A 23,842-nucleotide genomic window follows, 5' to 3' on the forward strand; every position below is an offset into this window, starting at 1 on the left:
CTCGAAGTGAGGTAAAACGCATGTGCAACGCTACGACCCCATCAACTCTGGCACACGCGGCTCGGGTCAGCCGGTCGGAAAGGTTGTCCCGATACCCATTCCGGTGATCCATTCGGGAACGGCCTGGTAACTGGTCCAGACGAAAGGTGCCGCCGCTGCGGCGGCGCCGATCAACCAGTTGCGGATCTCGTTGCCGCCCCGGCCCGCGACCCGTTCGAGATCGGCGTCGGTGAGGGCGACGATCGGCGCCAAGTCGCCGTCGCGCAGGCGGTCGAGGAACCAGGTGTCCCACTCGACGTTGACCCTGGCGTCCGGGTCGCCGCCCATGGCGCGGATGCGAGGTTCGCGGACCGCGTCGAAGGCATGCGGATCGCGGCCGCCGTGGATCACGCCGGCGCGCCGCTCGCGGTCGAGCTCCGGGTCGCGGGGATCGGCGGACGGCAGCCAGTGCGACAGTCCACCGCTGGCGATCAGCAAGACCCGCCCCGCGAAGTCGGCGGCCCGGATCGCGGCACCGAGTGCCCGCCCGAGCTGGACGCAGCGGGCCAGCGCGGGCAACGGCGGCGCGCTGGTGTTGACGACCAGCGGAACCATCGGGATATCGGCTGCGCCACACAGCATTTCGTAGCTCTGCACGATGCCGTGGTCAACCGTGAGCGCGTAGGACAGCGCCAGATCGAAACCGGCCGCGGTGACCTGCTGCTGGATCGACCAGGCCAGCTTGTCCGCCACCGGCAAGGGGCCAGGCCTGCTGCCGAAATCGCCGAATCCGGTCGCGTGCTCCACACCGAGCACGAACGGCGGCATCAGGTCGTAGAAGTTGGCGTGGAAGTGATCGGGGCCGATGACGACCACCGCGTCGGGGACCAGCCGGGCCACCGCCGCGGCGACCCGGTCGGCGTCGGCGAGGAAACGGGCACCGGGTGCGCCGGGCCCGTCCGGTGGTAGCAGGTGCGCGAACGGCGAGTGCGAGATGGCGACCAGGCCGACGATCTCGGTCACGTCGGATCCTTGCCGAGCAACAGGAATTCGCGATGCGCGAGCAGGAATTCGTCGCGTTTCTCCCACTGCGGCCAGTGACCGGCATCGGTGATCACGTGCAGGCGAGCATCGGGCAGCCAGGTCAGCAGCAGCTCGGCTTCGTCGAGTCCGCCGGTCGGGTCGTGATCGGTCCACAGCAGCAGCGTCGGCGCGGTGATTTCGCCGACCCACTCGGGGCGCCACGCGAAGTCCTTGCGCACCAACGGATCCTGCAGCACCAGGATGTTCTCGGCGGCCCGCACGAAACCGGGGCGGCGATAGACGGCGCGGCGCAGGTGCACCAGTTCGTCGGTCACCAATTCCTTGTGGTGGAACAGGAATTCGACCCGTTGACGTACCGTCGCCGAATTCGGGTCGCGCACCGCGGCCATGGTGCTCTCGCGCATCTTCACCATGACCTCCGGCTTGTCGGCGATGTTGCCCGGGGTGTTGAGGATCAGTCGCCGGACCCGGTCCGGATGATGTGCGGCGGTCCAGGCGGCCACCCAGCCGCCCAGCGATTCGCCCGACAGGTGCGCGGCCTCGATGCCGAGGGCGTCCATCAGGCCGATCAGGTGCGCGGCGAGCACGTCGGTGGTGTACGGATAGTCGGGTAGGTCGGACCAGCCGTGGCCGACCATGTCGTAAACCGTCACCCGAAAGTCCTTGGCCAGACCGGCGATATCGCGGGCATAGGCTTCCAGATGACCGGCGGTGCCGTGCAACAGGATCAGGTCGGGTCCGGCCCCGGCGCGCAGCACTCGCGTCCGAACTCCGGCGACGTCAACGAACCGCAATTCATGTGCGGTGGTGGACAGTTCGCCCCAGATGCCGATGTGTTCGGATAGCGGGTTCATTGCGATTCCTTTCCGAATCGGGCGCGGGCCTCGGCGACGCTCACCAGCCCCGCGCTCTGCCGCCGTCCCACACCGAGTACGCCGAGCAGCCGGGAGTTCTCGATGGTCAGGAATTCGACCGGTTCGGTGGCGGAGTCGTTGTAGTGGCGGTGCCAGGTCCACGGCGGGGTATAGATGAAATCGCCACTCGCCCAAGGCTCGGTCACGTCCTCGACCTCGCTGTGCCCGCTGCCGGAGATGACGTAGTGCACGGTCTCGTGATGGTGGCGCTGCATATCCGAGCTCAGCCCCGGCGGGATGGACTGCCGGAAGATCTCGAAGGTCACGGTGGGCAACCGACCGGCGATCGCCAGTGCGGTGGGGTTGTGCACCTGATCGGCGGGCAACGGCGTCAACTCGGCCGCGTGCACCACGACCGGTCGAGCCGCACCGGGCGCCACCGTGTCCGCGAGGGTGCCGAGAAAGTCCGCCACCTGGAAATCGCGTCCGCTACTTGCCATCAGATTGTCTCCGTTCTGCCGCCATCGACCGTCGAGACGGTCCCGACGGCCTACCGATATCCCAGCGTCGCAGAGCTTTCGAGGTCTAGCCTGGCTGGTAACGGACAGCATGTGAGCGATGCGTTCCCCTGAGAGAAACGGTTACCGACGTGCGAGACGACACCACGCGCGCAGCGGCCGAACGCGAGACCCCGATGAGCGGGTTGGCGCGTGCGGCAACGATTTTCGGGACCTTCGACGTCACCCATCGCGAACTGAGCCTGGCGGGTCTTGTCGCCCGCTGCGCGCTGCCTCGGTCGACCGTGTACCGCGCGGCGGAACGGATGGTCGGGCTCGGCTGGCTGGACAAGTTCGGCAATCGCTACCGGATCGGGAGTCATCTGTTCGAGATCGCCAGCCTGGCACCGATCCGGCTGCAGTTGCGTGAGGCCGTGCTGCCGTTCCTGCACGATCTGCACAACGCCACGATGACAACGGTGCAGCTCGGCGTGCTGGAGGGCGGCCGGATCCTGGTGGTGGAGAAGATCACCGGGCACCGGCCGATGCCGATGCTCTCGCAGACCGGCGGCGCCGTTCCCGTGTACTGTTCGGCGCTCGGCCGCGCTATCCTCGCCTACTCCGATCGGAGCACCGTCGACTCGCTGCTGGATGCCACTCTGCCGCAACGCACTCCGCGCACCTTGACGACAAAGACAGCCATCCTGCGGGAACTCGCCGCCGTCCCATCGCGCGGGTGGGCGGCAGAGCGGGAGGAAGGCAATATCGGCGTAAGTTGTATTGCCGCCCCGATTTTCGGTCCGCTCGGCGATGTCGTCGCGGCCGTCTCGGTGTCCGGGCCGAGCGCCTCGGTGCGGGCCGATCGAATGGCGCCCGCGGTCTGCATGGCCGCTGCCGCATCGTCGCGGGCCTACTTCGCCGCCGCGCCGCGGGTGGACTCGGCACTGCGGTAAGCCCTGCGCGATAAAGGATTCAAGGCCGGGCGGGGTGCGCGGTCACCATCGCTGGGCTGACGCCGGATCAGCGCCGGGGTGATCCGGCGGTAGGCGGCCGGGTCGACCGGGGCCAGCCAATGCCAGGCGCGGACCGCCGCGGGAATGTCGAGGCCGATATCGCCGAGCACCTCGTCCACATTGTGCATGGAGAACGGGATGATCTTGGTGCCACGGCAGTGGTGCCGGTCGGTGGCCGAGTCGAGGAACGCGAGCCGATCGATGACGGCCTGGCGCCTGGCGTCCGGGCCGGGCAGCGCGAGCAGGCCCGCCAGATCCGCCGCGATCCACACCGCCGCCATTTCCGCGTTCAGCGGGCTGAAGAACGACGAGTTGTAGCCGTTGAAGTACAGGCCCGGCACGTCGACGGGCAGGATATGCCGATACAGCATGAAGTTCCCGCGCTCGTCGAACAGCCGTTCCCGCACGCCGGCGGGCAGGAACGGCACGCCCTGGGTGAATCCGGTCGCGCACACGATCAGGTCGGCGGGCAGCGATGTGCCGTCGCTCAGCTCCGCGAACGGGCGTCCGCCCGCGGCGAGCAGCTTGGTGATGGTGCGGTCGCGATGCACGGTGATGGTGCCCGCCGCGACATTCTCGTAGAAGCCCTCGGTGGCCAAACCGATTGCGCCCCGGACGATGTCCTCCATCCGCCCCGGCGGCACCAGTCCGAGGGTATCCAGGCCGAACTGCCGAATCGAGGTGGTACCAACGGAATTGAGCATGCGGTCGCGCATCCCCTTGCCCGGCCCGTGCAGGAACTTCTCCACACCGCGTAGCCGTGCGTAACGGAACAGCGCCTCGCCGAGCCTGGTGAGCAGCAGCAGTTTGAAGTTGACCCGGCCGCCGATCCGGCGCGGCACCTTCCACAGCAGCTGCCTGGCAATGACATCCGTGCTCGCCGCGACCCCGCTGATCGGCACCGCGACATCGCAGGCCGATTTGCCGTAGCCGACGACGAGGACGCGCTTTCCGCGCGCCCGCTCGGCATCGTGGAATGCCGTTCCGGCGCAGAGCGTTCCGCCCGCGTCACGGAACTCCTCGCCGCCCGGGTATTGCGGCACAGCGGGTTCGCAGAACACACCGTTGGCGACGACGAGGCGATCGAAGGTCTCGACGACGGGTTCGGCGGTCACCGACACCGAGTTGAGTGTCCAGCGGTCATCGGTATCGGGTTGCGCGGCAGTCACTTCGGTGTTCAATCGGATGAGCCCGTCGAGACCGAACGCGGTGGCGTAGGCGGCGAGGTACTGCTGCACCTGCGGGCCGGTCGGCCACTCCGGGAAGTCGCGCGGCATAGGGAAATCCGAGAACGAGTACTGCGTCTTCGGGCTCTGTGTGGTCAGGCCCGGATAGCGCCGTGACCCGCTCCATACGCCGCCGACATCCGGCGCCTTCTCGAATACCGTGACCTCGTGCCCGGCCTGGATGAGCACCTTCGCTGTGGTGAGACCGGCGACACCTGCGCCGATGATCGCGATTCGCATGACTGGACCCCTGACGTATCGGTCACCACAGCGTCGGCGCACGGGCGGGGAACCGCAAACGATCGTTCCGCCCAGGGAGACGAAGCGTTGGACTCGGCGCGCGGCCGGGCCACGCTGGAAACCCAGCCCCGCGCGGCCCCGGTGGCGCGACGATCGAAGGAGTCGGTTGTGGACGAGCAGACCCTGGCCAACCGCGCGGACGACACCGCGCTGAAATTGCCTGACAGTGGCGAGAATATGGGGGCGATCGGGCTCGGCATCTATCTGCGGCTGGCCGGCGGCGACACCGGCGGCGCGTACTCGCTGTTCGAGTACGTGGTGCCGCCCGGCCTCGGCGGACCGCCCACCCACGTCCACACCCGCCAGGACGAACTGTTCATCTGCACGGCGGGCCGAGTCGTCATCGAACTCGACGGTGTCGCACGCACTCTGGCACCCGGCGCGTCGATGCTGTTGCCGCGCAACATACCCCACGTGTTCTACAACCCGTTCGACGAGGAGACCCGCATTATCGCGGTCGTCTCCCCGCCGGGGCTGGAGGAGTACTACCGCGACCTCAGCCAACTGCCGCCCGGCCCGCGCGATATGAGCAAGGTCGCCGAAATCATGCGGCGACACGGACTTTCACTGGTCGATCCGGCATGAGCACGCGAGAACCCGACACCGACCGGACGCGCTGAGCCTGCTGCGCCAGACCGGCGCCCTAGCCTAGGTGTACCATCCGCCGATTCACCGGAATCCGGTGATGACCCCTCACCAGCCCGGCTGCGACCCTCGAATCCGTTGCGACAACGCAAGGAGGACTCATGCCCAAAGCCGCTCTCGAACGGGCGGGGACGTTCCCGCTCGGCACCCGGCAGGTACACCGAATCGGTTACGGTGCAATGCAATTGGCTGGCGACGGCGTCTTCGGTCCGCCGCACGATCGGGATGAGGCGCTGCGCGTGCTGCGCGCTGCCGTCGAGGCCGGGATCGATCACATCGATACCGCGCAGTACTACGGCCCCGGCACCGTCAACGAGCTGATCCGGGAGGCGTTGCATCCCTATCCGGACGATCTGGTGTTCGTCAGCAAGGTGGCTGCCCGGCGCGGCGCCGACGGAGCGGTGCTTCCGTTCGACAACCCGGATCAGCTACTCACCGGCATCGAGGAGAATCTGGCGACCCTCGGCGTGCCGAGCCTCGGCGCGGTCAACCTGCGGGTCATGGACGCGGCGGTGCCCGACGAGCGTTTCGATGCCCAGCTCACGGCGATGATCCGCGCCCGCGACGCCGGTTTGATCGAAGGCATCGGTCTGAGCAACATCTCCCGACAGCATCTGCTGCGTGCCGTGGACCGCACGCCGATCGTGTGCGTACAGAATCTGTTCAATCTCGTCGAGCGCGGGTCGTCCGACGTGCTGGCCGAATGCGCCGACCGGAGCATCGCTTTCGTTCCCTTCTGCCCGTTGGGCATGTCCCGCGAGGCGCGCAAGCGGATACGCACCAGCCCGCGACTGGCCGAGATCGGCAAGCGCCTGAACGCCACCCCGGCCCAACTCGCCCTCGCCTGGCTACTCGACCTCTCCCCCAACATCCTGCTCATTCCCGGCACCAGCACCCGCGCGCACCTGACCGAGAACATCGCCTGCGGGAGTGTCGAATTCGATGCCGCGGCACGCGAAGAACTGGCTCGGCGCTAGTGACACCCCGCGCTCACAGCATCGCCTGCTGCGGTTCGGTCGGCACGACGATGACGGTGGTGGTACCGGCGGCCAGCGCCGCCTGAAACTCCCGCTCCAGGTCCTCAGTGGTCTTCACATCGACTGCGCGGCAACCGAATCCGCGGGCAATGGCACCGATGTCGAGTCCGGGTAGGTCGAGTCCAGGAACACCGGGCGTCTGCTCAAGCACCGCGAAGGATTTGAGGATGGAGTACTCCTCGTTGCGCATGACCACATAGACGATCGGCAGATTGTGTTGGGCCGCAGTCCAAATGGCTTGCACGGAGTACTGGAACGACCCGTCACCGATCAGTCCGATGACCGGACGGGCCACTCCCCTATGGCGGTCGCCGAGGGCGACCCCGACCGCGGCGGGGGTCCCCCAGCCGATGCCGCCGCTGGCCGTCGCGAAGAAGGATCCGGTCTCGGTAGTTGGCAACCATTCGATCTGCTGCGCCATGGTCGAGGTCGATTCGTTGACGATGACGGCGTCGGCAGGCCTGACCTTGCTGAGGATGGCGTAGACCTCGGGCGGAGTGAGCGGGCTGCTCGGCACCTCCGGAAGCTGCTTGGGTCGGGCCATCGGCTCCGGAGCGGTTCGTTCGGATCCGTCCGCGACTGAATCGAGGAGCAGTTCGATGGCCGCCCTGGGGTCACCGAGCAGGCTGTCGCCGACGCGTGCTCCCGCGGCGACAGCGGGGTCAGCGGTGATCTGGAGAAGGTCGGTGCCATCGGGCAGATAGGGGCCGGGAACGTATGGGTAGTAGCGGAACACTTCGGCACCGATCACGACGACCAGATCGTGACCGGTCAACCGTTCGCTGATGGCCTTCATCGACAGGCCGAGCGGGCCACGGAACAGCCGGTGATCCTCGGGGAAAGACGCCCGGTCCGACAGTGGTGCGCCATAGACGGCGGCACGCAGCTTCTCGGCCAGCGCGACGGCGCCATCCCACCCGCCGCTGCGGTCCACGTCCGGGCCGAAGACCAGCGCGGGACGCCTACTTGCGGAGATTCGGTCGGCGAACTGCCGCAGCCGCCGCGGATCCGGGACCACCCGATCGCTCACTGTGCGGACGCGCGCGGGCCCTGCCAGCGGCTGATTCCAGTCGTCCAGGGGAATCGACAGGTAGACCGGACCGGCCGGCGGCTGCAGCGCCATCGCGTAAGCCTTCATGAACGCCTCGGGGACGTCCTCGGCGCGCACCGGCTCGTAGGACCATTTCACCCACGGCTTGGGAAACGTCGTGGCTTCTCGGTTGCTGAGATAAGGCTCGCCGATCACCATTTCGCGGTGTTGCTGTCCGGAGGTGACGATCAACGGGGTGTTCCCGTGGTAGGCCGCGACCAGGTTTCCGAGCGCGTTGCCGACACCGGCCGAGGAATGCACGTTGACCAGCGCGGGGTGTTTCGTGACCTGAGCGAAGGCGTCGGCCATCGCGATCACCGAAGCCTCTTGCAGCGCAAGGACATACGTGAAGTCCGCCGGGAACTCCTGTAGGAAGGTCTGCTCGGTCGAGCCGGGATTTCCGAAGACGGTGGTGAGCCCGAGGCTCCGCAGCAAATCGTAGGTCACGCTTCGAACGGTGGATTTCTCCGTCATGATGAACCTCCGTACAACTCTCACGCCTGATGGACGTAGCTGCCGTATTCCAGTTCTTCGAGCATCGAGTCTATCCCGCGCTCGCCGACCGACGATCAGTGTTGGAGTGCGGCGCCGAGATTGCCGAGCACGCCGAGCTGGGTGAGCATCACCGTTCCCGACGGGTAGCAGTCGAAGCGCTTGATCTTGCCGTCGGACAGTTCGAAGACATCGCAGCATGGCGCGTCCATCCGATTTCCGGTGGGCGGCAGGATCATTCCCTCGCCGAGGCTGAGCGGGCCCTGGTGCGTTCCCTGCAGTGCCAGCTGGACGACAACGATGTCACCGGTGGTGTAGACCTGATACAGCTCGCGATGCATGTCGGGGAACGCGCGCCCGAAGTTCTCGACGGGCCAGGCACGGTCCTTGCCGAGATAGGTGACACCCGCGGATTCGTCGGTGAATGTCCCGTCCTCGGTGAACGCCGCGAGCCAGCCGTCCAGGTCCTTCACTTCGGCGATCTGGTAGGCGTTGCGAATGATCTGTTCGTTGTTCATTTCCGTACTTCCTACCGCTCTGTTGTCGGTCATGGCCGCGCCTCGTAGGATTGCCGCGCTCCGCTCAGCGTCACAGCGCGCCAGGTGAGACGTCGTCACCTGATTCCGGTGAATTCGCCGCCGAATCCATTGCGCCGCACCGATCTCGCGCACGGATTACGCTGGATGGGTGGAATGAGAGGCCACGATGACCGCTTCTGCCCTGATCGGCCGCCACGATCTCGTCGCCACCCTCGACCGGGCGGCGCAACACAAGGTCACCCTCATCGCCGCGCCCGCGGGCAGCGGGAAAACGTCGCTGCTGCACGCGTGGGCGGCGGGTCCCGGCCGGTCGCGCCGCATCGCGACCATGCAGGTACGGCCCGGGTCGTATGACGCGCAACTGTTCTGGCTGACTCTGCTCGGCGCGGTGCACGCGGCGGCGGACACCGCGGCGGTGACCGAGCCGCAGCCCGTCACGCCCGCCTTCGACGGGCCGGCCATGGTGGACCGGGTACTATCCGAACTCGCCGCGTTCGACGACCCGTTCGTGCTGGTCATCGACGATCTGCACGAACTCGATTCGCCCGCGGCCATCGAACAGCTCACGCGGTTGCTGACGAGCCTGCCCGCACAGGCCCATGCGATCGTTGCCGCGCGCCGCGATCCACCGCTGCGCCTCCATCAGCTGCGCCTGGCCGGCGAGCTCGCCGAAATCCGCAGTGCGCAACTGCGTTTCAGCGCGGCCGAGACCCGCGAGTTCCTGAAGCTTTCCGGAATCACGTTGTCCGACACCGTCATCGACCTGCTACATCAGCGCACCGAGGGTTGGGCGGCCGGATTGCGGCTCGCCGCACTGTCGTTGACCGATCATCCCGATCCCGAACGATTCGTCGCCGAGTTCTCCGGCAGTGACCGGACGGTCGCGGAGTACTTGATCGCCGAGATGCTCGAGCGCCAACCCGGTGACGTCCAACGCATGCTGCTGCGCACCTCGCTGCTCGACCAGGTGAACGGCGAGCTGGCCGACCTGCTCACCGAGTCGACCGGGTCCGAACGGATGCTGCTGGAGCTCGAGGACGCCAACGCGTTCGTGGTCGCCCTCGACGCCGACCGCAGCTGGTTCCGCTACCACCACCTCTTCAGCGGGCTGCTCCGACTCGAGCTGCGCCGCACAGTGTCCGGCGAAATTCCGGGGCTACACCGGCGCGCGGCCCGCTGGTTCGCCGACCACGGTGACATCGCCGATGCCATCGGGCATCTGCAGGCCGCCGGTGAATGGTCCGAGGCAGCACGGTTACTCACCGACCATTCGCTCAGCCTCACCCTGGACGGACGGGCCGGGACCGTCGAGGCGCTGCTGCGTTCCTTCCCGGCGCGGGCGGACGGGGACTCCCCCGAACTCGCTGTCGTCTATACCATTTCGGATCTCGACCAGCTGCGGCTGGGCGAGGCGGCCGCGCATCTGGAGGTCGCCAGATGCTATGCCGCGACCACGCCCGCGGATCGACAGCGGCGGCTGCGCATGGCGATCGCGTCGCTGGATCTGCTGCTTGCCCGGCTGCGTGGCCACTTCGACGGCGTGCTCGAGCAGGTCGGATCCCTGCCGACCATCGCGACGACCGATCTCTCGAATGCCGATATCGCACTTGGCAGCGATCTGCAGGCCCTCGCACTGCTGAATCTCGGTGTGACGCAAGCATGGTCGCTACGTTTGGCCGATAGCGCACAGCACCTCGACGAGGGCGCCGCCCTGGCACACCGGATCGGCCGACCCTACCTGGAGGTCGCCTGCCGCGCCCAGCTCGCGTTCTCCTCGACCATGCCCTCGTTCACCGTCGCCGCCCGGCGCTGCGAGGAGGCGATAGCGCTGGCCGCGCGGCACGGCTGGGCGGATCAGCCGGTCATCGCACCAGCCCTTGCCACGCTCGCGGGCATGATGATCTGGACCGGAGAGTTCGACAGCGGTGCGCACTGGCTGGATCGCGCCGTATACGTCACGCGGGCCGGAAGCGAACCGGGTTTACGGCTGTTGGTGCACCTGATCTCGGGGATGCTGCACGCCGGTCGAGGACGGCACCGCCGCGCACTCGAAGAACTCGAACTCGCCGCGGCAGTGCAGGCGCGTATGGCCGGTCAGCATGCCCTCGCGCCCCGGGTATTCGGCGGCATCATGGCGATGCAGGCTCGGCTCGGCATGTTCGGCGAGGCGCACGCCACCCTCGCCGCGCAGTCGGGGCCCCTCGTCGAGACGGGTGAGATTCGCACTGCCGTCGCCGTTGTCCAACTGGCCGAACAAGATCCGGCGACGGCTCGACAGACACTGCGCGTCGTGCTGGACGGTGAGGCGCGAGTGAATCACGACTTCACCCTCGTCGAAGCTCACCTAGTCGACGCACTCGCGTGCGACGCCCTCGATGATCCGCGCGCCGCGGGCGCGGCGGTCGAGCATGCGCTCGAGCTGGCCGAGCCGGAACGACTGATTCTCCCGTTCGCCATGACCGGAGCCTGGAAGCTGCTGAAAGGCCTTCCGCCGCATGGCACTTCGCATGCCGCTCTGATCGCCGACATTCTCGATGCCGTGCGCGGCGGTACTCCAGCGGCCCGCCAGCTTGCTGGCGAACTCAGTCCGAGCGAGTTGCGCCTGCTCCGCTACCTGCCGACAAACCTCACCCGACCCGAAATCGCCAGCGCCCTTTCGGTTTCCGTGAACACCGTCAACACTCACATCCGCAACATCTACGCCAAACTCGGCGTCACCGATCGTTCGACGGCGGTACAGCGCGGCCGCGAATTGCGGCTACTGTCCGCCGGTCATCCCGGATCGGTGCTCACCTGATTCGGGTGATGCCGGCGCACCTGCCCATCAACGACACTGGTGAGATGGGCGACGACCCGAACCTGATCACGCTGCGAATCAGTGGCCACCTCGGTCCCCTCGCGCTGGCCGCGTTCCCCGCCATGGTCGCCGATCAGCAGGGTCCAGATACCATACTCACCGGTCTGTTACCGGACCGATCGGCCTTCTTCGGGATACTCGCCGAGGTCGAGACCCTCGGCCTCGATCTCCTCGAGATGCGCAAGCGCGCTCCGCCATCCCAGTCTTCGGACGACTCGATGCTCTCCGCTGTCGTCGCGAGCGCACCCGAGGTGGCAACGAAACTCGTTGCGCCCCTGTTCGATACCTTCGACGACCTCGCCGAGGACGAACAGCAAGAGCTGTTCGAGACCTTTCACGCGTGGGTCGAGGCGGACGGATCGCTATACGCCGCCGCCGATCTGCTCTGCTGCCACCACATCACGGTGCGTGCTCGGCTGCACAGCATCGAGGAGCACACCGGCAGATCACTAACGCGTCCTCGCGAACTCGCCGAACTCTGCTTCGCCTTCGAAGTGCGGCGTCGCCTGCGTTGACCAGGGAGTCGCTGTGTCAGTCCGTGCCGCGGGATTCGATGGCGATCAGTTGACCCAATGTCGCCAGTTGGTGCTGGTAGTCGCCGTCGAGTTTGACGAGCAGGCTGGTTATTCCGGCGGCGCGGTAGTGCGTCAATCGCTCGGCGATCCGCGCGGGGGTTCCGATGAGGTTGGTCAGTTCGCCGATTTCGCGGGGGACGGCGCGGCGTGCGGCGGCCTTGTCGCCGGACTGCCACAGGTCGACGACCCGCTCGATGGCTGTTCCGAAACCGAGGCGGGTGAAGGTGTCGTTGTAGAAGTTTCGGCCGCCTACGCCCATGGCGCCAATGGTGAACGCGTATCCCTCGGCGTGTTTGTCGATCGCGGCGGCCGTCGCCTGGTCGTCGTCGGTGATCTCAACGGCGACCGGCGCTACCAGGTCGAGATCGGACAGCGCGCGACCGGCCTGAATCGCGCCCTCGCGCAACGGGTCCAGGAAAACCTCGGCAGCCTCGGGGATGAAGGCATTGCCGAGCCAACCGTCGGCCAGTTCGCCGGTCAGCCGCAGGTTTCGTGGACCCATGGCCGCGTTGTAGATCGGGACGTGGGCCGGGCGTACCAGGGGTTGCAACGACCGACCTGGTCCGTCCGGCAGCGGTAGCGGATAGATCTCACCGGGATACTCGAGGCGTTCGCCGCGGCTCACCGTCCGGATGATGTCGATCGTCTCGCGCGTGGTCTGCACCGGACGGCGAAAACGGACGCCGTGCCACCCTTCCATGACCCGTGGCCCGGAAACGCCGATGCCGAGGTCGAATCGTCCGCCGGACAGCTCGTGCATGCTCAACGCCGACGTCGCCAACAGCGCGGGCGTGCGCGAGCCGAGCTGAACTACGAACGTCCCCAACCGAATTGACGATGTTTTGGCCGCCAGATACGCCAAGCCGGTGAGCGCGTCATAGCTCCACACCTCCGCGACCCACAGCGACGAAGCCCCGGCCTGTTCCGCCGCGACGGCGAACTCCACCGCGCCGGGCAGCCGTGGCTCGATCAGAACACCTATACGCATCGTGCCTCCTCGGCCATAGTGGCCATAGCGTATAGAGAGATCGAATCGAAGTAGAAGGGAAGGGTGCAGGTGCGCTATCGAGACTGTCCCACTATCGAAGTGACGGAACGGATTCCCTGCGACGCGGACACCGCGTGGGCCCTGGTCACCGACATCGAGTTGCCGGTGCAGTGCTCCGCCGAGCTGGCATCGGTCGAATGGGAGGGAACCGCGGACCGGGTCGAGCCGGGGGCACGATTCCGTGGCCGAAACGACCACCCCGCGTTCGGATCCTGGGAAACCGTCTGCGAGGTCGTCGAGGTCGAACCCAAGCGTCGCTGGGTCTGGCGGGTGCTCGGCCCGGACGACGCCACCAGCGCCACCTGGGCTTTCGAGATAGACCCTGCCCGCGACGGCGTGATCGTGCGCCAATGGGCGCGAATGGGTCCTGCCCCGTCCGGGTTGACTCCGGCGATCACCGCGACACCGGAACTGGAGGGTCGGATCGTCACGCGGCGGTTGGAGGAGTGGGCGAACGGCATGCGCGCGAACCTCGCCTGGATTCGCGACCAGGTCGACAGCGATTCGCACTGAACTTTGCCGCGGTCGGCTAGTCCGAGAGAAGGCGGATACCGAGGGCAGTCGTGACGTACAAGACGTTGCGCCCCGATCGTTCCCGTGCGATGAGCCCGCTGTCGCGCAAGACGCGCAGATGCTGCGACACGGCACTGGGCGTGACACCGAACATGCGGGCCAAGTCCGCGGTCGTCGCGGGAGATCGCAGTGTCTCGAGCAGTTCGGTCCGCACTCGGCCGAGTAACCGGACCGCGCTGCCCGCGGGCGCTTGCTTCCCCGCGGTCCACAGTGCCCCGATGCCCCGTGCCGGATACCGCACGGTGGTCTGCGTGGACGTGCGCATCTTGATCAACACGTCGGGAGTGCCGAGGACGACGGGGATGAGGACGAGCCCGCCTGGTCCGAGGGTCACTGGACGTTCGCTCTGCCATCGCGTTCGCCGCAGAATCAGCCGACTGTCGCGCCAGTGCAGATCCGAATGCAGATCGGCGAACAACTTCTCGGCACCACCGGTGACCAGATGCCTGGCGCGATAGCTGACGTCCGCGTCGAGTACCGCGCGGATGCGTGGCCAGTGCGGTGCGATGAGCCGGTCATGTGCCGCAAGCAATTCCGCCGCGATCGCACCCAATCCCGCGATCGGCCGCGCGGCGAGTGCGGCGATGCTCTCCGGCAGCGTGTGCCCGAATACGCGGCGAAGGCTGGCGCGCACCTGCTCGGCGCTGGTGCGTTGCAGTGCTTCCAGGTCATCGGTGATCGATGATTCGGTGCCCATCGGCGCGGGGACCAGGAACTCGGGCCAGCTCGCTCGCCCGTTCGCGATCAACGGCCACGTGCGTGGAAGGTCGAGTGGAGCCGCGGCGAGCTCGTCTGCCGCCCATCGCAGCCATGGCAGGTTGCCGGTCTGCCGCTGACGGCCCGCCAGTTGTTGCAGCCCGGACACCGTCTCTGACAGAGGCGAGATCGCGAAGCGCGTGGCCGCCAACTCGCCGACGCCTAGATCGATGCTCAACGTCATCATTCGAGTGTGTAGCACTGACCTAAATACTGTCGCGACCGCGTCTGAAACCCAGACGATCTCGACATGACCCGGACACACGCGGCACCACGTCTATCACGCGCCTACTGGCGATCCTGGTGGGCGGCGGGTATCAGCAATGTCGGCGACGGAGCCTTCGCCGCCGCGGTTCCGCTACTGGCAGTGACGATTACCCGCGACCCTCGACTCGTGTCGGTCGTTGCTGCGGCGATGTATCTGCCCTGGTTGCTGCTGTCCCTGCAAGCAGGCGCTCTCATCGACCGACGCGATCCGGTCGGCCTCATGTGGCGTTCGCAGGCGATTCAGGCGGTGATCGTCGGCGCCGTCGCGGTCCTTGTCGTCTTCGGCCATGTCGGCATCGCTGTACTGGCAGGTGCCGCCTTCGGATTGGGGGCGTGCGACGTCGTTTTCAGCATCGCTTCCCAGGCGATCCTGCCCGATATTGTCGCGAAGTCGTTGCTACACAAGGCGAATGGTAATCAGCAGGCGGCGGTTGCGGTCGGCAAGCAGTTCTTGGGGCCACCGGTGGGTGGTCTCCTTTTCGCCGTGGCCGGGGCGCTGCCGTTCGGGATGGACGCTGCCACTTTCGCTGTGTCCGCTGTGCTGCTATCAACACTGCCAAGGCGTAGCAGACAGACGGTCGAGCATCGACCGATCGTGGATGGCTTGCGCTGGTTGGCTCGGCACCGGCTGTTGCGCACGCTCGCAATCCTGCTCGGCGTCAACACATTCTGCGGCCAAGTCGGCACCGTGGTGCTCGTCCTGCTCGCGACTCAGACGTTGCGGATAGATACCGTCGGCTATGGCCTGCTGCTGGCGAGCGCCGCGATCGGCAGCGTGCTCGGCGGCCTGATCATCGCACGTATCATCGAGCGGATCGGTGCGCTCCCTGCCCTTCTCGTCGCACTCGCCGTGAATGTCGTTGTCTTCGTTGGCATCGGGCTGAGTCCGAACGGGTACGTGCTGGCAAGCATGCTGGCCGTCAACGGCTTCGTCGTCACCCTCTGGAACATCGTGGTCGTCAGCCTCAGACAGGAAACCGTGCCGACCGAGCTATTCGGCCGAGTGAGCAGCGTCTACAAGATGGTCGGCTGGGGGCTGATTCCGCTCGGCGCCCTGACCGGCGGATTGGTGGCCCACCTACTCGGATTACGCGCGCCGTACCTCGCCGCTGGCGGACTCCGCGGGATCGCTCTACTGCTTGCGGTACCCGCGCTACTCCACGCGATGCGTGACCAAACGCGACGCACAACTGGCACCGATCCGGGCTCGCCTGATCCAAAAACGTTGTCCGCGTGACCCTCCGCAAGCTGCGGCACCGACCCTCCGTCGCCTGCATCCAGTTCCATTGCACGCCACGCCAGGCAGGTGCGCATTGCCAAGTGTCCAGCCGTTGTAGTGCAACGCATTCCGTTGCACTACAACGCCTTTCTACTGATTTAGCGGGTCGACGATGTCACGGTTCGCGAATCACTCTTCGGCACAGCCGATTCGAGCAGGGTATCGGCTCGGCGTTGCAGGGTGTCGCGGTCGGTGAGGCGTGCCGGTGGGAGTGCGTCGGGGAGGTCGTCCTCGAGCAGGCGCAACGTCGGGTTGGCCCAGCCTCTGGCCACCCATGCGAGTTGGAGGAACCCGCTTAGCAGCACCAGTAGGGCGAGGGCGCGGCCGGGGCCGGTGCCGAGCAGCGGGCCGAGGGAGTCGGCGAGGGCGCCTTGCGGTTCGAGCAGGGGCTGGACGTAGCGCTCGGCGAGCGGTCCGACGACCAGGTAGCCGAGCGGCATGGTCAGCATCATCACGGTGATGAACACCGAGAGCACGCGGCCCTGTAGCTCGAAGCCGACCTTGTTCTGCACGACGGCTATCCAGTGCGCCTCGGCCAGCACTTCGCCGAAGACCAGCAGGAACATGCCCGCGATCGCCAACGACGAGCCACCGGCGCCGAGAGCGCACATGCCGAGACTGGAGAGGCCCATGCAGGCCAGCATCCCGTTGACCCGTCGGCTGGTGCCGCCCCAGACGCTCATGAGCAGGCTGGCCGTGAGGCCGCCGATGCCGCCTGCGGTGAGTGCGGCGCCGAGTACCAGCGCGGAGTGCTCGATCAGCAGCATGGGGGTGATCACCGCGAAACCCAGTGCGTAGCAAGCGTGGTCGACGACGAAGAACCGCAGCGCGGTCCGCAGGCCTGGGCGACGAGTGAGGTAGCGCCATCCGGCGGTGAGCTCGACGATGAGGGGTTCGTCGCGGCGTCGTGCCATGCGGTCGGGGAAACGGACGACGACCAAGGTGAGCACGCCGACGCAGAACGTGGACACGTCGACCCACAGGACACCGGACAGGCCGATGGGTGCCAGGAGCGCGGCACCGAGTAGCGGGGCAACGACCTGGCCGAGTGAGACGCCGAGCTGAGTCAGCCCGGTGGTATGTCCGAGGTAGCGCTTCGGCACCAGCTGGCTGACCGAGGCCAGGTAGGCCGGTCGTTGGAATGCGCCCGCGAGCGAGGTCACCGAGACCGCGAGATACACCTGCCAGAGCGCGGGCCCGCCGAAGTAGACCAGCGTCGCGACCGTCCCCATGGCCACCGCGGCCGTGAGGTCGGCGGCAAGCATCGTCCGGCGACGATCCCAGCGGTCGGCGGCCGCCCCGGCGAACGGGCTGATCAGGATTCCCGGCAGCAGCGCGGCGGCCGCGATCACCGCGAACTGGGTGAGGGAACCGGTGAGCTGATACACCCAAATGCTCAGTGCCAGCGAACTCAGTCCACTGCCGATCATGGAAACGAGCTGGCCGAAGGTGACGATGCCGAAGCGACGCAGGTCCGGCCCCGGGTCGTATCGGCGCTTAGGCGGCGATATTGCGGGCGAAGTGGCGATGGACGATGCGGCGGCAACCGATGCGTCTGGACCCGATCCGACGGCAGCCGAAGGGGCGGCGACCGGCGCAGCGGAAACCGGTAAGGCGAGAACCGAAGCGGCGGAAACCGGTGCGGCAGCAACTGATACGGCAGCAACCGGCGCGACGGCGGCCGAAGCGGCAGCATCCGATACGACGGGAACAGAAGCGGCGATTGCCGAACCGACGGAAACCGTTGTAGCAGAAGCCGATACGACGGCAAACGAAGTGGCAGCAGCCGATGCGGCGGGGGCCGATGATTCGGGCAGGAGCGGGCCGTCCGGGTGCGGCTCGGGTTTCTGGGTGGCGTGTGCGACGAGGATCCGGGCGAGGTCCTCGGCGTGGGACTTGACGAAGAAGTGACCGGCCTCGGGCAGCACAACCAGCTCTACGTCGGTGGCGAAGTGCTCCCACTCCCGGTATCGCTCGCGGTAGTAATCGGTCACCCGGTCGTGCTCGCCGATCACGCTGATCACGGGGGCACGCAGCGGAATCGGGGCCGGGCCGCGGTAGGCGGCGGCGAAGTAGTCCTCGGCGTCGCGCTCGTCGTGCCGGACGTTGCGGACGACGAAGGCGAGTTCCTCGGGGTCGTCGATATCGGTGAAACCGCCTCGCCCGCGCAGATATTCGACGTAGTGGCGGTCGGAGGTGAAGCGCTGGAACCGGTGCAGCCAGTCGAACAGTCGCCCGGACAGCCGGGCGGTCGGGAAACCCGCGCCGAGTCCTACCGCGACAAGGTCGATGCCGCTCGCCTCGGCCTGCCGCGCGATCTCGACGGTGATGGCGACACTGAGACAGTGCCCGTACAGCAGGACCGGCCCTGGTATCGCGGTCAGCTCCGCGACCACCTTGGCGGCGACCTCGGTGGCTGATCGATGCGGCTCGTCCGGTCGGGTGCGGTCATGGCCGGGCAGTTCGACCGCGTACAGGGCGTATTGCGCGGGCAGGGCGGCGGCCAACGGCTGGTAAGCGATCGCGCTGCCGCCGGAGTAGGGCACCGCGACGACCGTGACACCGTCGGTGGTCGGCGCGTTGGCCGCGGTCAGCTGTTGAAGTAGGTCGCGGTCCTCATCGACGGTCCCCACGGCCCGCTCGTCGAGCAGGCTGGCGAGTCCGCGCACCGTGGGCTGCCGGTACAACTCGATCAGTGCCGGTGTCGGCGTGATCCGACGGACCAGCCGCAACGCCGTGAACGAGTCGCCGCCGAGGGCGAAGAAGTTGTCATCGACGCCGATCTCCTCGACGCCGAGCACCTCGGCCCACACCGCCGCGATCCGCCGCTCGGTCGGGGTACGCGGCCGGGCGCCGACCTCGTGGTCGGGGTGGGCCGGATCCGGCAGCGCGGCCCGGTGCAGCTTGCCGTTCGGGCTCAAGGGCAACGCGGACAGCGTCACGACTCGGCTCGGGATCATGTGCGTCGGCAACGTCGCCGCGAGCGCGTCCCTCATCGCGGGCTCGGTCGCTTCCGCCCCGGCCCGCAGCACCACATAGGCCACCAAGTAGGTGAAGCCAGAGGGCAGCGTTCGCGCGTCCGCCGCACACGCCATCACGTCGGGCAGCGCCGCGAGCGCAGCTTCGACCTCACCTAGCTCGACCCGGTAACCGTTCACCTGCACCTGATCGTCGCGGCGCCCGAGGAACTCCACCGTGCCATCGCGCCGGAACCGGGCCGCGTCCCCGGAGCGGTACATGCGGGCGGGAGCCCCGACGAACGGGTCGTCGAGGAACCGTTCGGCGGTGAGCGCGGGCCGATCGAAGTAGCCCTGGCCGATGCCGAGACCGGCCAGGTAAAGCTCACCGACGATGCCGGGAGGTACCGGCTGACCGTTCTCATCGAGCACGTAGACCCGGCAGTTGGGGAATGGCCGACCGATCGGCAGCGGTGCGTCCGGCGGCAGGTGGTCGACGTTCCCGTCGAAGTAGGTGCTGTCGGCCGTGCCCTCGGTGACGCCGTAGGCGTTCACCACCCGGCCGGTCGGTCCGACCAACCGCTGCGCGCGCTGGTACTCGCGCACATGCCATTTCTCGCCGCCGCAGATCAACAACCTCAGGAAGTCGAGTCGTTCGGCTACGGACTCGGCGTGTTCGAGCAGCATCCGCAGCACGGCGGGCACCAGCTCGGTGCACTCGACGCGCTCGGTGCGCATCAGCGCGAGGAACTCGGCCGGATCGAGCAGCACCTCCCTCGGCACGAGCACCAACCTACCGCCGGTGCACAGCGCTCGGAACGTCTCGCAGACGAACATGTCGAACGAGAAGCTGGCCTGCTGCTGGTGTGTCCAGAACGGCTGAACTCCATAGGCGCGCTGCCACATTCGCACCGCGTGCACCAGATTGCCGTTGTCGACGATCGCGCCCTTGGCCCGGCCGGTCGAGCCGGAGGTGTACATCACGTAGGCCGGGTCGTCGCGGATGGCCAGCTGGTCGAGATCGGTGTCGTCGAGTCCGGCGATCTCGGCGGCGTCGCGGTCGAGCGCGACCACCGTGACCTCGTCCGAGACCGGTGGTGCCGCGGCGAGGTCGAGGCGGGTGATCAGGGTCGCGGCCCGACTGTCGGCGAGCATGTACCCGAGTCGGTCGGCCGGGTAGGCCGGGTCGAGCGGAACGTATGCCCCGCCTGCTTTGAGCACCGCCCACATCGCGGTGAACAGCTCGAACCCTCGGTCAAGGCAGATGGCGGCGCGGGTACCTGGACCGACGCCGCGGGCGCGCAGCAAACGCGCCAGCCGGTTGGCTCGGGTGTTGAGTTCGCGATAACTGATCGTCGCGTCGAGGTGGGTGAGGGCGGGTGCGTCCGGGTGCGCGGCGACAACCTGCTCGAACAGCTGATGGATCGCGGTTGCCTCGGGCAGTTCGATCGCGGTGTCGTTCCAGGCGTGCACAACTCGGTGCTTTTCCGCCGCCGTGAGCATGGGCAGTTGTGCGACCGCGGTGTGCGGGGCGCGGACCGCGGCCTCGAGCAGAGTCTGCAGGTGCGTCAGCAGCGCCTCGATCCGCTCGCGGTCATAGAGGTCGGTGGCGTAGTCGGCGGTGAGGGTCGGTCCTGTTGCCCAGCTGTCGAACCCGATCGTCAGGTGGTCGAGGGCGACCTCGGCGGGCAGGTCGCCGGTGTAGCGCAGCGTCGAATCGGTCGATGACGGCGCGTTGTGCATGATCAATACGACCGGGGTGAGGTCGTCGGCATTGGCCAGGTTTCTGCGGTCCGCGGCCGTCACGATCTCGTGCAGCGCCAGGTCGCCGTGCTCGAGGTCTGCTATTACCGATCGGCTCGCCTGGACCGTCAGCTCCGCGAATGTCGAAGCGCCGCCGACGGTTCCGCGCATCGGCAGCACGTTGATCGCCATGCCGATGTGTTGTTCGAGTGCCGCGCTCGCGCGTCGGGCAACCGGTGTGAGCACGGTGATGTCCTGCTTACCGGTGTAGCGGTAGAGCACGGCCCGCAGCCCGGCGAGCAATACGACGAACAGACCCGCTCGGTGTTCCTGGGCGAAGCGCTGCCATTCATCGACCAGCGACGGGTCGATGGGTCGGATCGCGCGGGCGGTGTCGAACGTCCGTGTCGGTGGACGCGGGCGATCGGTCGGCGGGGTGGCGTCCAGGTCGGCACCGGCCAGCCGCTCGTGCCAGTATTCGGCAAGGGACGGGCCGGGTTCGGGTCGTTCGGGCAGTGGTTTCGGGCTGGTTGCCGGGGTGATTCCGGCGTCGAGGTCGCGGTAGATCGCGGCGAGTTCGGTTCCGAACACGCCGACCGACCAGCCGTCGAACACCACGTGGTTGACGATGAGAACTAGCTCGTCGTCAATCCCGTTGCGCAGCAGGATGATCCGGGCGAGCGGGGCGACGGTGAGATCGAACGGCGTCCGCATGGCCTGCGCGCGTAGCCGTTCGGCCTGCTCCGCGCGGTCGGCCGGGGCGAGTGCGCGCAGATCGTGCTCGTCGACCGGGATCGTCGCCGTCGGTTCGATGACGAACCGGGGGTGCTCGGGTGAAGGGACGCGGGCCCGCAGCATCGGATGACGATCGGTCAGCACGGCCAGCGCCGCCCGCAGCAGTTCCGGTCGCACCGATCCGGTCCAGCTGTAACGGATGCCGAGGATATGCACGGGTTGGTCGGCCGCGAGCTGCGTGCCGATCCAGAACTCCCGTTGCAGTGGGCTCATGTCGACGACGCGCGGGGTCGGGACTTGCGCATCCAACGGCGTCGGCGGGGCGTCAGCGGAGTTCCGGACGGCATCAACGAGCGCGGATCGTGTTGGGGCCGTGTAGAACTGGCCGAGAGTCAGCTCGGTCCCGAACTCGCGGTGCAGCGCAGCGAGCAGGCGGATGGCGAGCAGCGAGTCACCGCCAGCGCTGAAGAAGTCCTCGTCGTCGATCACGTTGCCGCCGAACAGGTTCCGCCACAGTGCGATAACCCCGGCCGCGACGGGATCGGCGCTAGGGATCGTCGGCCGATGCTGCGGCATCGAATCGGTCGCCAGTGCGTCGTGGTCGACTCCGCCCTGCGAACCGGCCGCGAGCGCCTCACGATCGGCCTCGCCCGGCGAACCAACCACGCGCACATCACGATCGACCTCGCCCGGCGAACCAACCACGCGCACATCACGAACGGCCTCGCCCGGCGAACCGGACGCAAGGGCGTCACGATCGACTTTGCCCTGCCGCGTGGTCGGGAAGGAGGCGTGCGCGACGAACACCGCCGGAACCATGTGGGCAGGCAACTCCGCGGCGAGCCCGCGGCGCACGTCCTCGATCGATGCCTTGCCGTTGTCGGAGAGCAGGTGCGCAACGAGGACCGGCCGGTCACCGCGCTGCTCAACCAGAACGACGGCATCTATGACTCCGGCCAGCCTGCACAGGGCCGCCTCGATCTCGCCCGGCTCGACCCGGAAACCACGGATCTTCACCTGCTGATCGAGCCTGCCCAGGTAGTCGAACTGTCCGTCGTCGCGGCGACGGACCCGGTCGCCGGTGCGGTAGCGGCGCGTTCCATCCGGACTCGTCGGAAAGCGCTGCGCTGTCAACGAAGGCCGGTTCAGATATCCAGTGGCCACCAGCGACCCGCCGATGACAAGCTCGCCCGATTCTCCGTCGAGGACCGGCACACCGTCGGCGTCGACCACCTCGCAGCGCACACCCGCCAGCGGAAGACCGATCGGCACCGTGTCCTCGTCGGAGACATGCGTGAGATCCGCGACGGTAACCGACACCGTGCACTCGGTGGGGCCGTAAGCGTTCAACAACGTGACCGCGTCGCCGACGCACGCGTGCCACCGTCGCACTGCGGCAACCGAAGCCGCCTCGCCACCGATGATCACCAACCGGACCGAGGACGGCAGTTCCGCTTCACCTCGATCGATGGCCCCCACCAACTCGACCCAATAGGACGTGGGCAGGTCAAGCACCGTGATCCCCAGTGCCGAGCACTGAGCGAGGAAAAGGTCTGGGCGGCTGATCATTTCATCGTCGCGGACAACGACGGTGGCGCCGACGCTCAGCGGCACGAAGATCTCTTCCACGCTGACGTCAAAGGTCAACGGCGCGAACTGCAATAGCCGATCGCCGGGTCCGATCCGATACCGCCGCGCCGCCGCGGCGCAGAAATGGGCGAGGGCTCGGCGCGGCACGACCACACCCTTCGGGCGCCCGGTCGAGCCCGAGGTGAAGATGACGTAGGCAGGCGCCGCCGGCCCCGGGTCGACCGGCGCTGCTTCGGCCGCGAGCAGGTCCGCTGGCACGGGCAACACCACGGTATCGGCGGGCAGCTCGGGCAGCGTCGCGTCCGCCTCGACCAGAACGACCCGTGGCCGCGCGTCCTCGAGCATCCCCGCCAACCGAGCGGCCGGATATCCAGGATCAAGCGGCAAATAACCCGCCCCCGCGCCCGAAACCGCAAGCATGCCAACGATTGCCGTATGCCCGCGCGCCATGCACAGCCCGACCAGATCGCCGTCACGAACACCCGCGCGTTGCAACACAGCGAGCAGGCCGGTCATCTCGGTCGCCAGATCTTGATAACTCAGCGACCGCGTCCCGGCGATCACCGCCGTTGCCGTCGGATTGCTCCGCGCATGTGCCAGCACGGCGCGGAAAGGATCGGTCGCCGATCCCCCGCTGTCCCGACGTGACGTGTGTTGTTCCGCGGTGCGGGCGATCCCCATATTCACGAACTCTCCAAGCTTGCCAGCGGGCGGGCGGGCGATTCCCGACACCGCTGAACTTCGAA

At 67.4% G+C, this 23,842-nt stretch carries 16 protein-coding genes; 7 read left to right on the forward strand and 9 right to left on the reverse strand.

The genetic code is table 11. The annotated features are described in order from the left end of the window. Positions 1–66: 66 nt before the first annotated feature. Genes OG203_RS05530 through OG203_RS05540 form a run of 3 tightly spaced genes read right to left on the reverse strand, consistent with a single transcriptional unit; the run spans position 67 to position 2,377 of the window. Positions 67–1,002, reverse strand: coding sequence for a catechol 1,2-dioxygenase (locus tag OG203_RS05530; RefSeq protein WP_405164574.1), 936 nt, complete (start codon positions 1,000–1,002; stop codon positions 67–69). After that, the gene (locus OG203_RS05535) at positions 999–1,877 is read right to left on the reverse strand and encodes an alpha/beta fold hydrolase (RefSeq protein ID WP_405164575.1); all 879 of its coding nucleotides are present in this window, start codon (positions 1,875–1,877) and stop codon (positions 999–1,001) included. The genes OG203_RS05530 and OG203_RS05535 overlap by 4 nt, the downstream gene beginning before the upstream one ends. Then, on the reverse strand, positions 1,874–2,377 hold the full coding sequence (locus tag OG203_RS05540) for a cupin domain-containing protein (RefSeq protein WP_405164576.1): 504 nt from the start codon (positions 2,375–2,377) through the stop codon (positions 1,874–1,876). Before OG203_RS05540 ends, OG203_RS05535 begins: the two co-directional genes overlap by 4 nt. Positions 2,378–2,526: 149 nt before the next feature. On the opposite strand from OG203_RS05540, the gene OG203_RS05545 reads away from it, so the two are divergent. After that, positions 2,527–3,327: an IclR family transcriptional regulator gene (locus OG203_RS05545; protein WP_405164577.1), complete on the forward strand. Its 801-nt coding sequence runs from the start codon at positions 2,527–2,529 to the stop codon at positions 3,325–3,327. Here OG203_RS05545 and OG203_RS05550 read toward each other — a convergent pair. After that, positions 3,285–4,853: a flavin-containing monooxygenase gene (locus OG203_RS05550; RefSeq protein ID WP_405164578.1), complete on the reverse strand. Its 1,569-nt coding sequence runs from the start codon at positions 4,851–4,853 to the stop codon at positions 3,285–3,287. The genes OG203_RS05545 and OG203_RS05550 overlap by 43 nt on opposite strands. Positions 4,854–5,021: 168 nt before the next feature. On the opposite strand from OG203_RS05550, the gene OG203_RS05555 reads away from it, so the two are divergent. Beyond that, positions 5,022–5,498, forward strand: a complete 477-nt coding sequence (locus OG203_RS05555) for a cupin domain-containing protein (protein WP_405164579.1) — start codon at positions 5,022–5,024, stop codon at positions 5,496–5,498. A gap of 161 nt (positions 5,499–5,659) precedes the next feature. Beyond that, the gene (locus tag OG203_RS05560; protein ID WP_405164580.1) at positions 5,660–6,535 is read left to right on the forward strand and encodes an oxidoreductase; all 876 of its coding nucleotides are present in this window, start codon (positions 5,660–5,662) and stop codon (positions 6,533–6,535) included. 13 nt (positions 6,536–6,548) lie between these two features. On the opposite strand, the gene mdlC is transcribed toward OG203_RS05560, so the two are convergent. Then, positions 6,549–8,159 (reverse strand): benzoylformate decarboxylase, encoded by a 1,611-nt coding sequence (mdlC, locus tag OG203_RS05565; protein ID WP_405164581.1) that lies wholly within the window; start codon positions 8,157–8,159, stop codon positions 6,549–6,551. A 95-nt stretch (positions 8,160–8,254) separates the two neighbouring features. Beyond that, positions 8,255–8,728, reverse strand: coding sequence for a nuclear transport factor 2 family protein (locus OG203_RS05570; protein WP_405164582.1), 474 nt, complete (start codon positions 8,726–8,728; stop codon positions 8,255–8,257). A 154-nt stretch (positions 8,729–8,882) separates the two neighbouring features. On the opposite strand from OG203_RS05570, the gene OG203_RS05575 reads away from it, so the two are divergent. Next, positions 8,883–11,513 (forward strand): LuxR C-terminal-related transcriptional regulator, encoded by a 2,631-nt coding sequence (locus tag OG203_RS05575; protein ID WP_405164583.1) that lies wholly within the window; start codon positions 8,883–8,885, stop codon positions 11,511–11,513. Between the two features lie 44 nt (positions 11,514–11,557). After that, positions 11,558–12,088, forward strand: a complete 531-nt coding sequence (locus tag OG203_RS05580) for a helix-turn-helix domain-containing protein (protein ID WP_405164584.1) — start codon at positions 11,558–11,560, stop codon at positions 12,086–12,088. Positions 12,089–12,104: 16 nt separating this feature from the next. Here the strand turns inward: OG203_RS05580 and OG203_RS05585 are convergent, their stop codons facing one another. Then, entirely contained in the window at positions 12,105–13,136 is a 1,032-nt protein-coding gene (locus OG203_RS05585) for an LLM class flavin-dependent oxidoreductase (RefSeq protein WP_405164585.1), read from the reverse strand. A 99-nt stretch (positions 13,137–13,235) separates the two neighbouring features. On the opposite strand from OG203_RS05585, the gene OG203_RS05590 reads away from it, so the two are divergent. Continuing rightward, positions 13,236–13,709, forward strand: a complete 474-nt coding sequence (locus OG203_RS05590) for an SRPBCC family protein (RefSeq protein WP_405164586.1) — start codon at positions 13,236–13,238, stop codon at positions 13,707–13,709. A 16-nt stretch (positions 13,710–13,725) separates the two neighbouring features. Here the strand turns inward: OG203_RS05590 and OG203_RS05595 are convergent, their stop codons facing one another. Beyond that, positions 13,726–14,709, reverse strand: coding sequence for a DUF5937 family protein (locus OG203_RS05595; protein ID WP_405164587.1), 984 nt, complete (start codon positions 14,707–14,709; stop codon positions 13,726–13,728). Positions 14,710–14,775: 66 nt separating this feature from the next. Between OG203_RS05595 and OG203_RS05600 the strand changes: the two genes are divergently transcribed. Then, positions 14,776–16,029, forward strand: coding sequence for an MFS transporter (locus OG203_RS05600; protein WP_405164588.1), 1,254 nt, complete (start codon positions 14,776–14,778; stop codon positions 16,027–16,029). A 140-nt stretch (positions 16,030–16,169) separates the two neighbouring features. Here the strand turns inward: OG203_RS05600 and OG203_RS05605 are convergent, their stop codons facing one another. Beyond that, positions 16,170–23,777, reverse strand: a complete 7,608-nt coding sequence (locus OG203_RS05605; RefSeq protein WP_405167778.1) for an amino acid adenylation domain-containing protein — start codon at positions 23,775–23,777, stop codon at positions 16,170–16,172. Positions 23,778–23,842 lie beyond the last annotated feature (65 nt).

The organism is Nocardia sp. NBC_01499 (genome assembly GCF_045040275.1).
Lineage (GTDB): Bacteria > Actinomycetota > Actinomycetes > Mycobacteriales > Mycobacteriaceae > Nocardia.

Excerpts from the sequence above, each read along its gene's own strand:
- mdlC (WP_405164581.1), bottom strand. The coding sequence starts at position 8,159 with ATGACGGAGAAATCCACCGTTCGAAGCGTGACCTACGATTTGCTGCGG.
- OG203_RS05605 (WP_405167778.1), bottom strand. The coding sequence starts at position 23,777 with ATGGGGATCGCCCGCACCGCGGAACAACACACGTCACGTCGGGACAGC.
- OG203_RS05600 (WP_405164588.1), top strand. The coding sequence starts at position 14,776 with ATGACCCGGACACACGCGGCACCACGTCTATCACGCGCCTACTGGCGA.
- OG203_RS05580 (WP_405164584.1), top strand. The coding sequence starts at position 11,558 with ATGGGCGACGACCCGAACCTGATCACGCTGCGAATCAGTGGCCACCTC.
- OG203_RS05585 (WP_405164585.1), bottom strand. The coding sequence starts at position 13,136 with ATGCGTATAGGTGTTCTGATCGAGCCACGGCTGCCCGGCGCGGTGGAG.
- OG203_RS05560 (WP_405164580.1), top strand. The coding sequence starts at position 5,660 with ATGCCCAAAGCCGCTCTCGAACGGGCGGGGACGTTCCCGCTCGGCACC.
- OG203_RS05570 (WP_405164582.1), bottom strand. The coding sequence starts at position 8,728 with ATGACCGACAACAGAGCGGTAGGAAGTACGGAAATGAACAACGAACAG.
- OG203_RS05535 (WP_405164575.1), bottom strand. The coding sequence starts at position 1,877 with ATGAACCCGCTATCCGAACACATCGGCATCTGGGGCGAACTGTCCACC.
- OG203_RS05595 (WP_405164587.1), bottom strand. The coding sequence starts at position 14,709 with ATGACGTTGAGCATCGATCTAGGCGTCGGCGAGTTGGCGGCCACGCGC.
- OG203_RS05540 (WP_405164576.1), bottom strand. The coding sequence starts at position 2,377 with ATGGCAAGTAGCGGACGCGATTTCCAGGTGGCGGACTTTCTCGGCACC.
- OG203_RS05575 (WP_405164583.1), top strand. The coding sequence starts at position 8,883 with ATGACCGCTTCTGCCCTGATCGGCCGCCACGATCTCGTCGCCACCCTC.
- OG203_RS05550 (WP_405164578.1), bottom strand. The coding sequence starts at position 4,853 with ATGCGAATCGCGATCATCGGCGCAGGTGTCGCCGGTCTCACCACAGCG.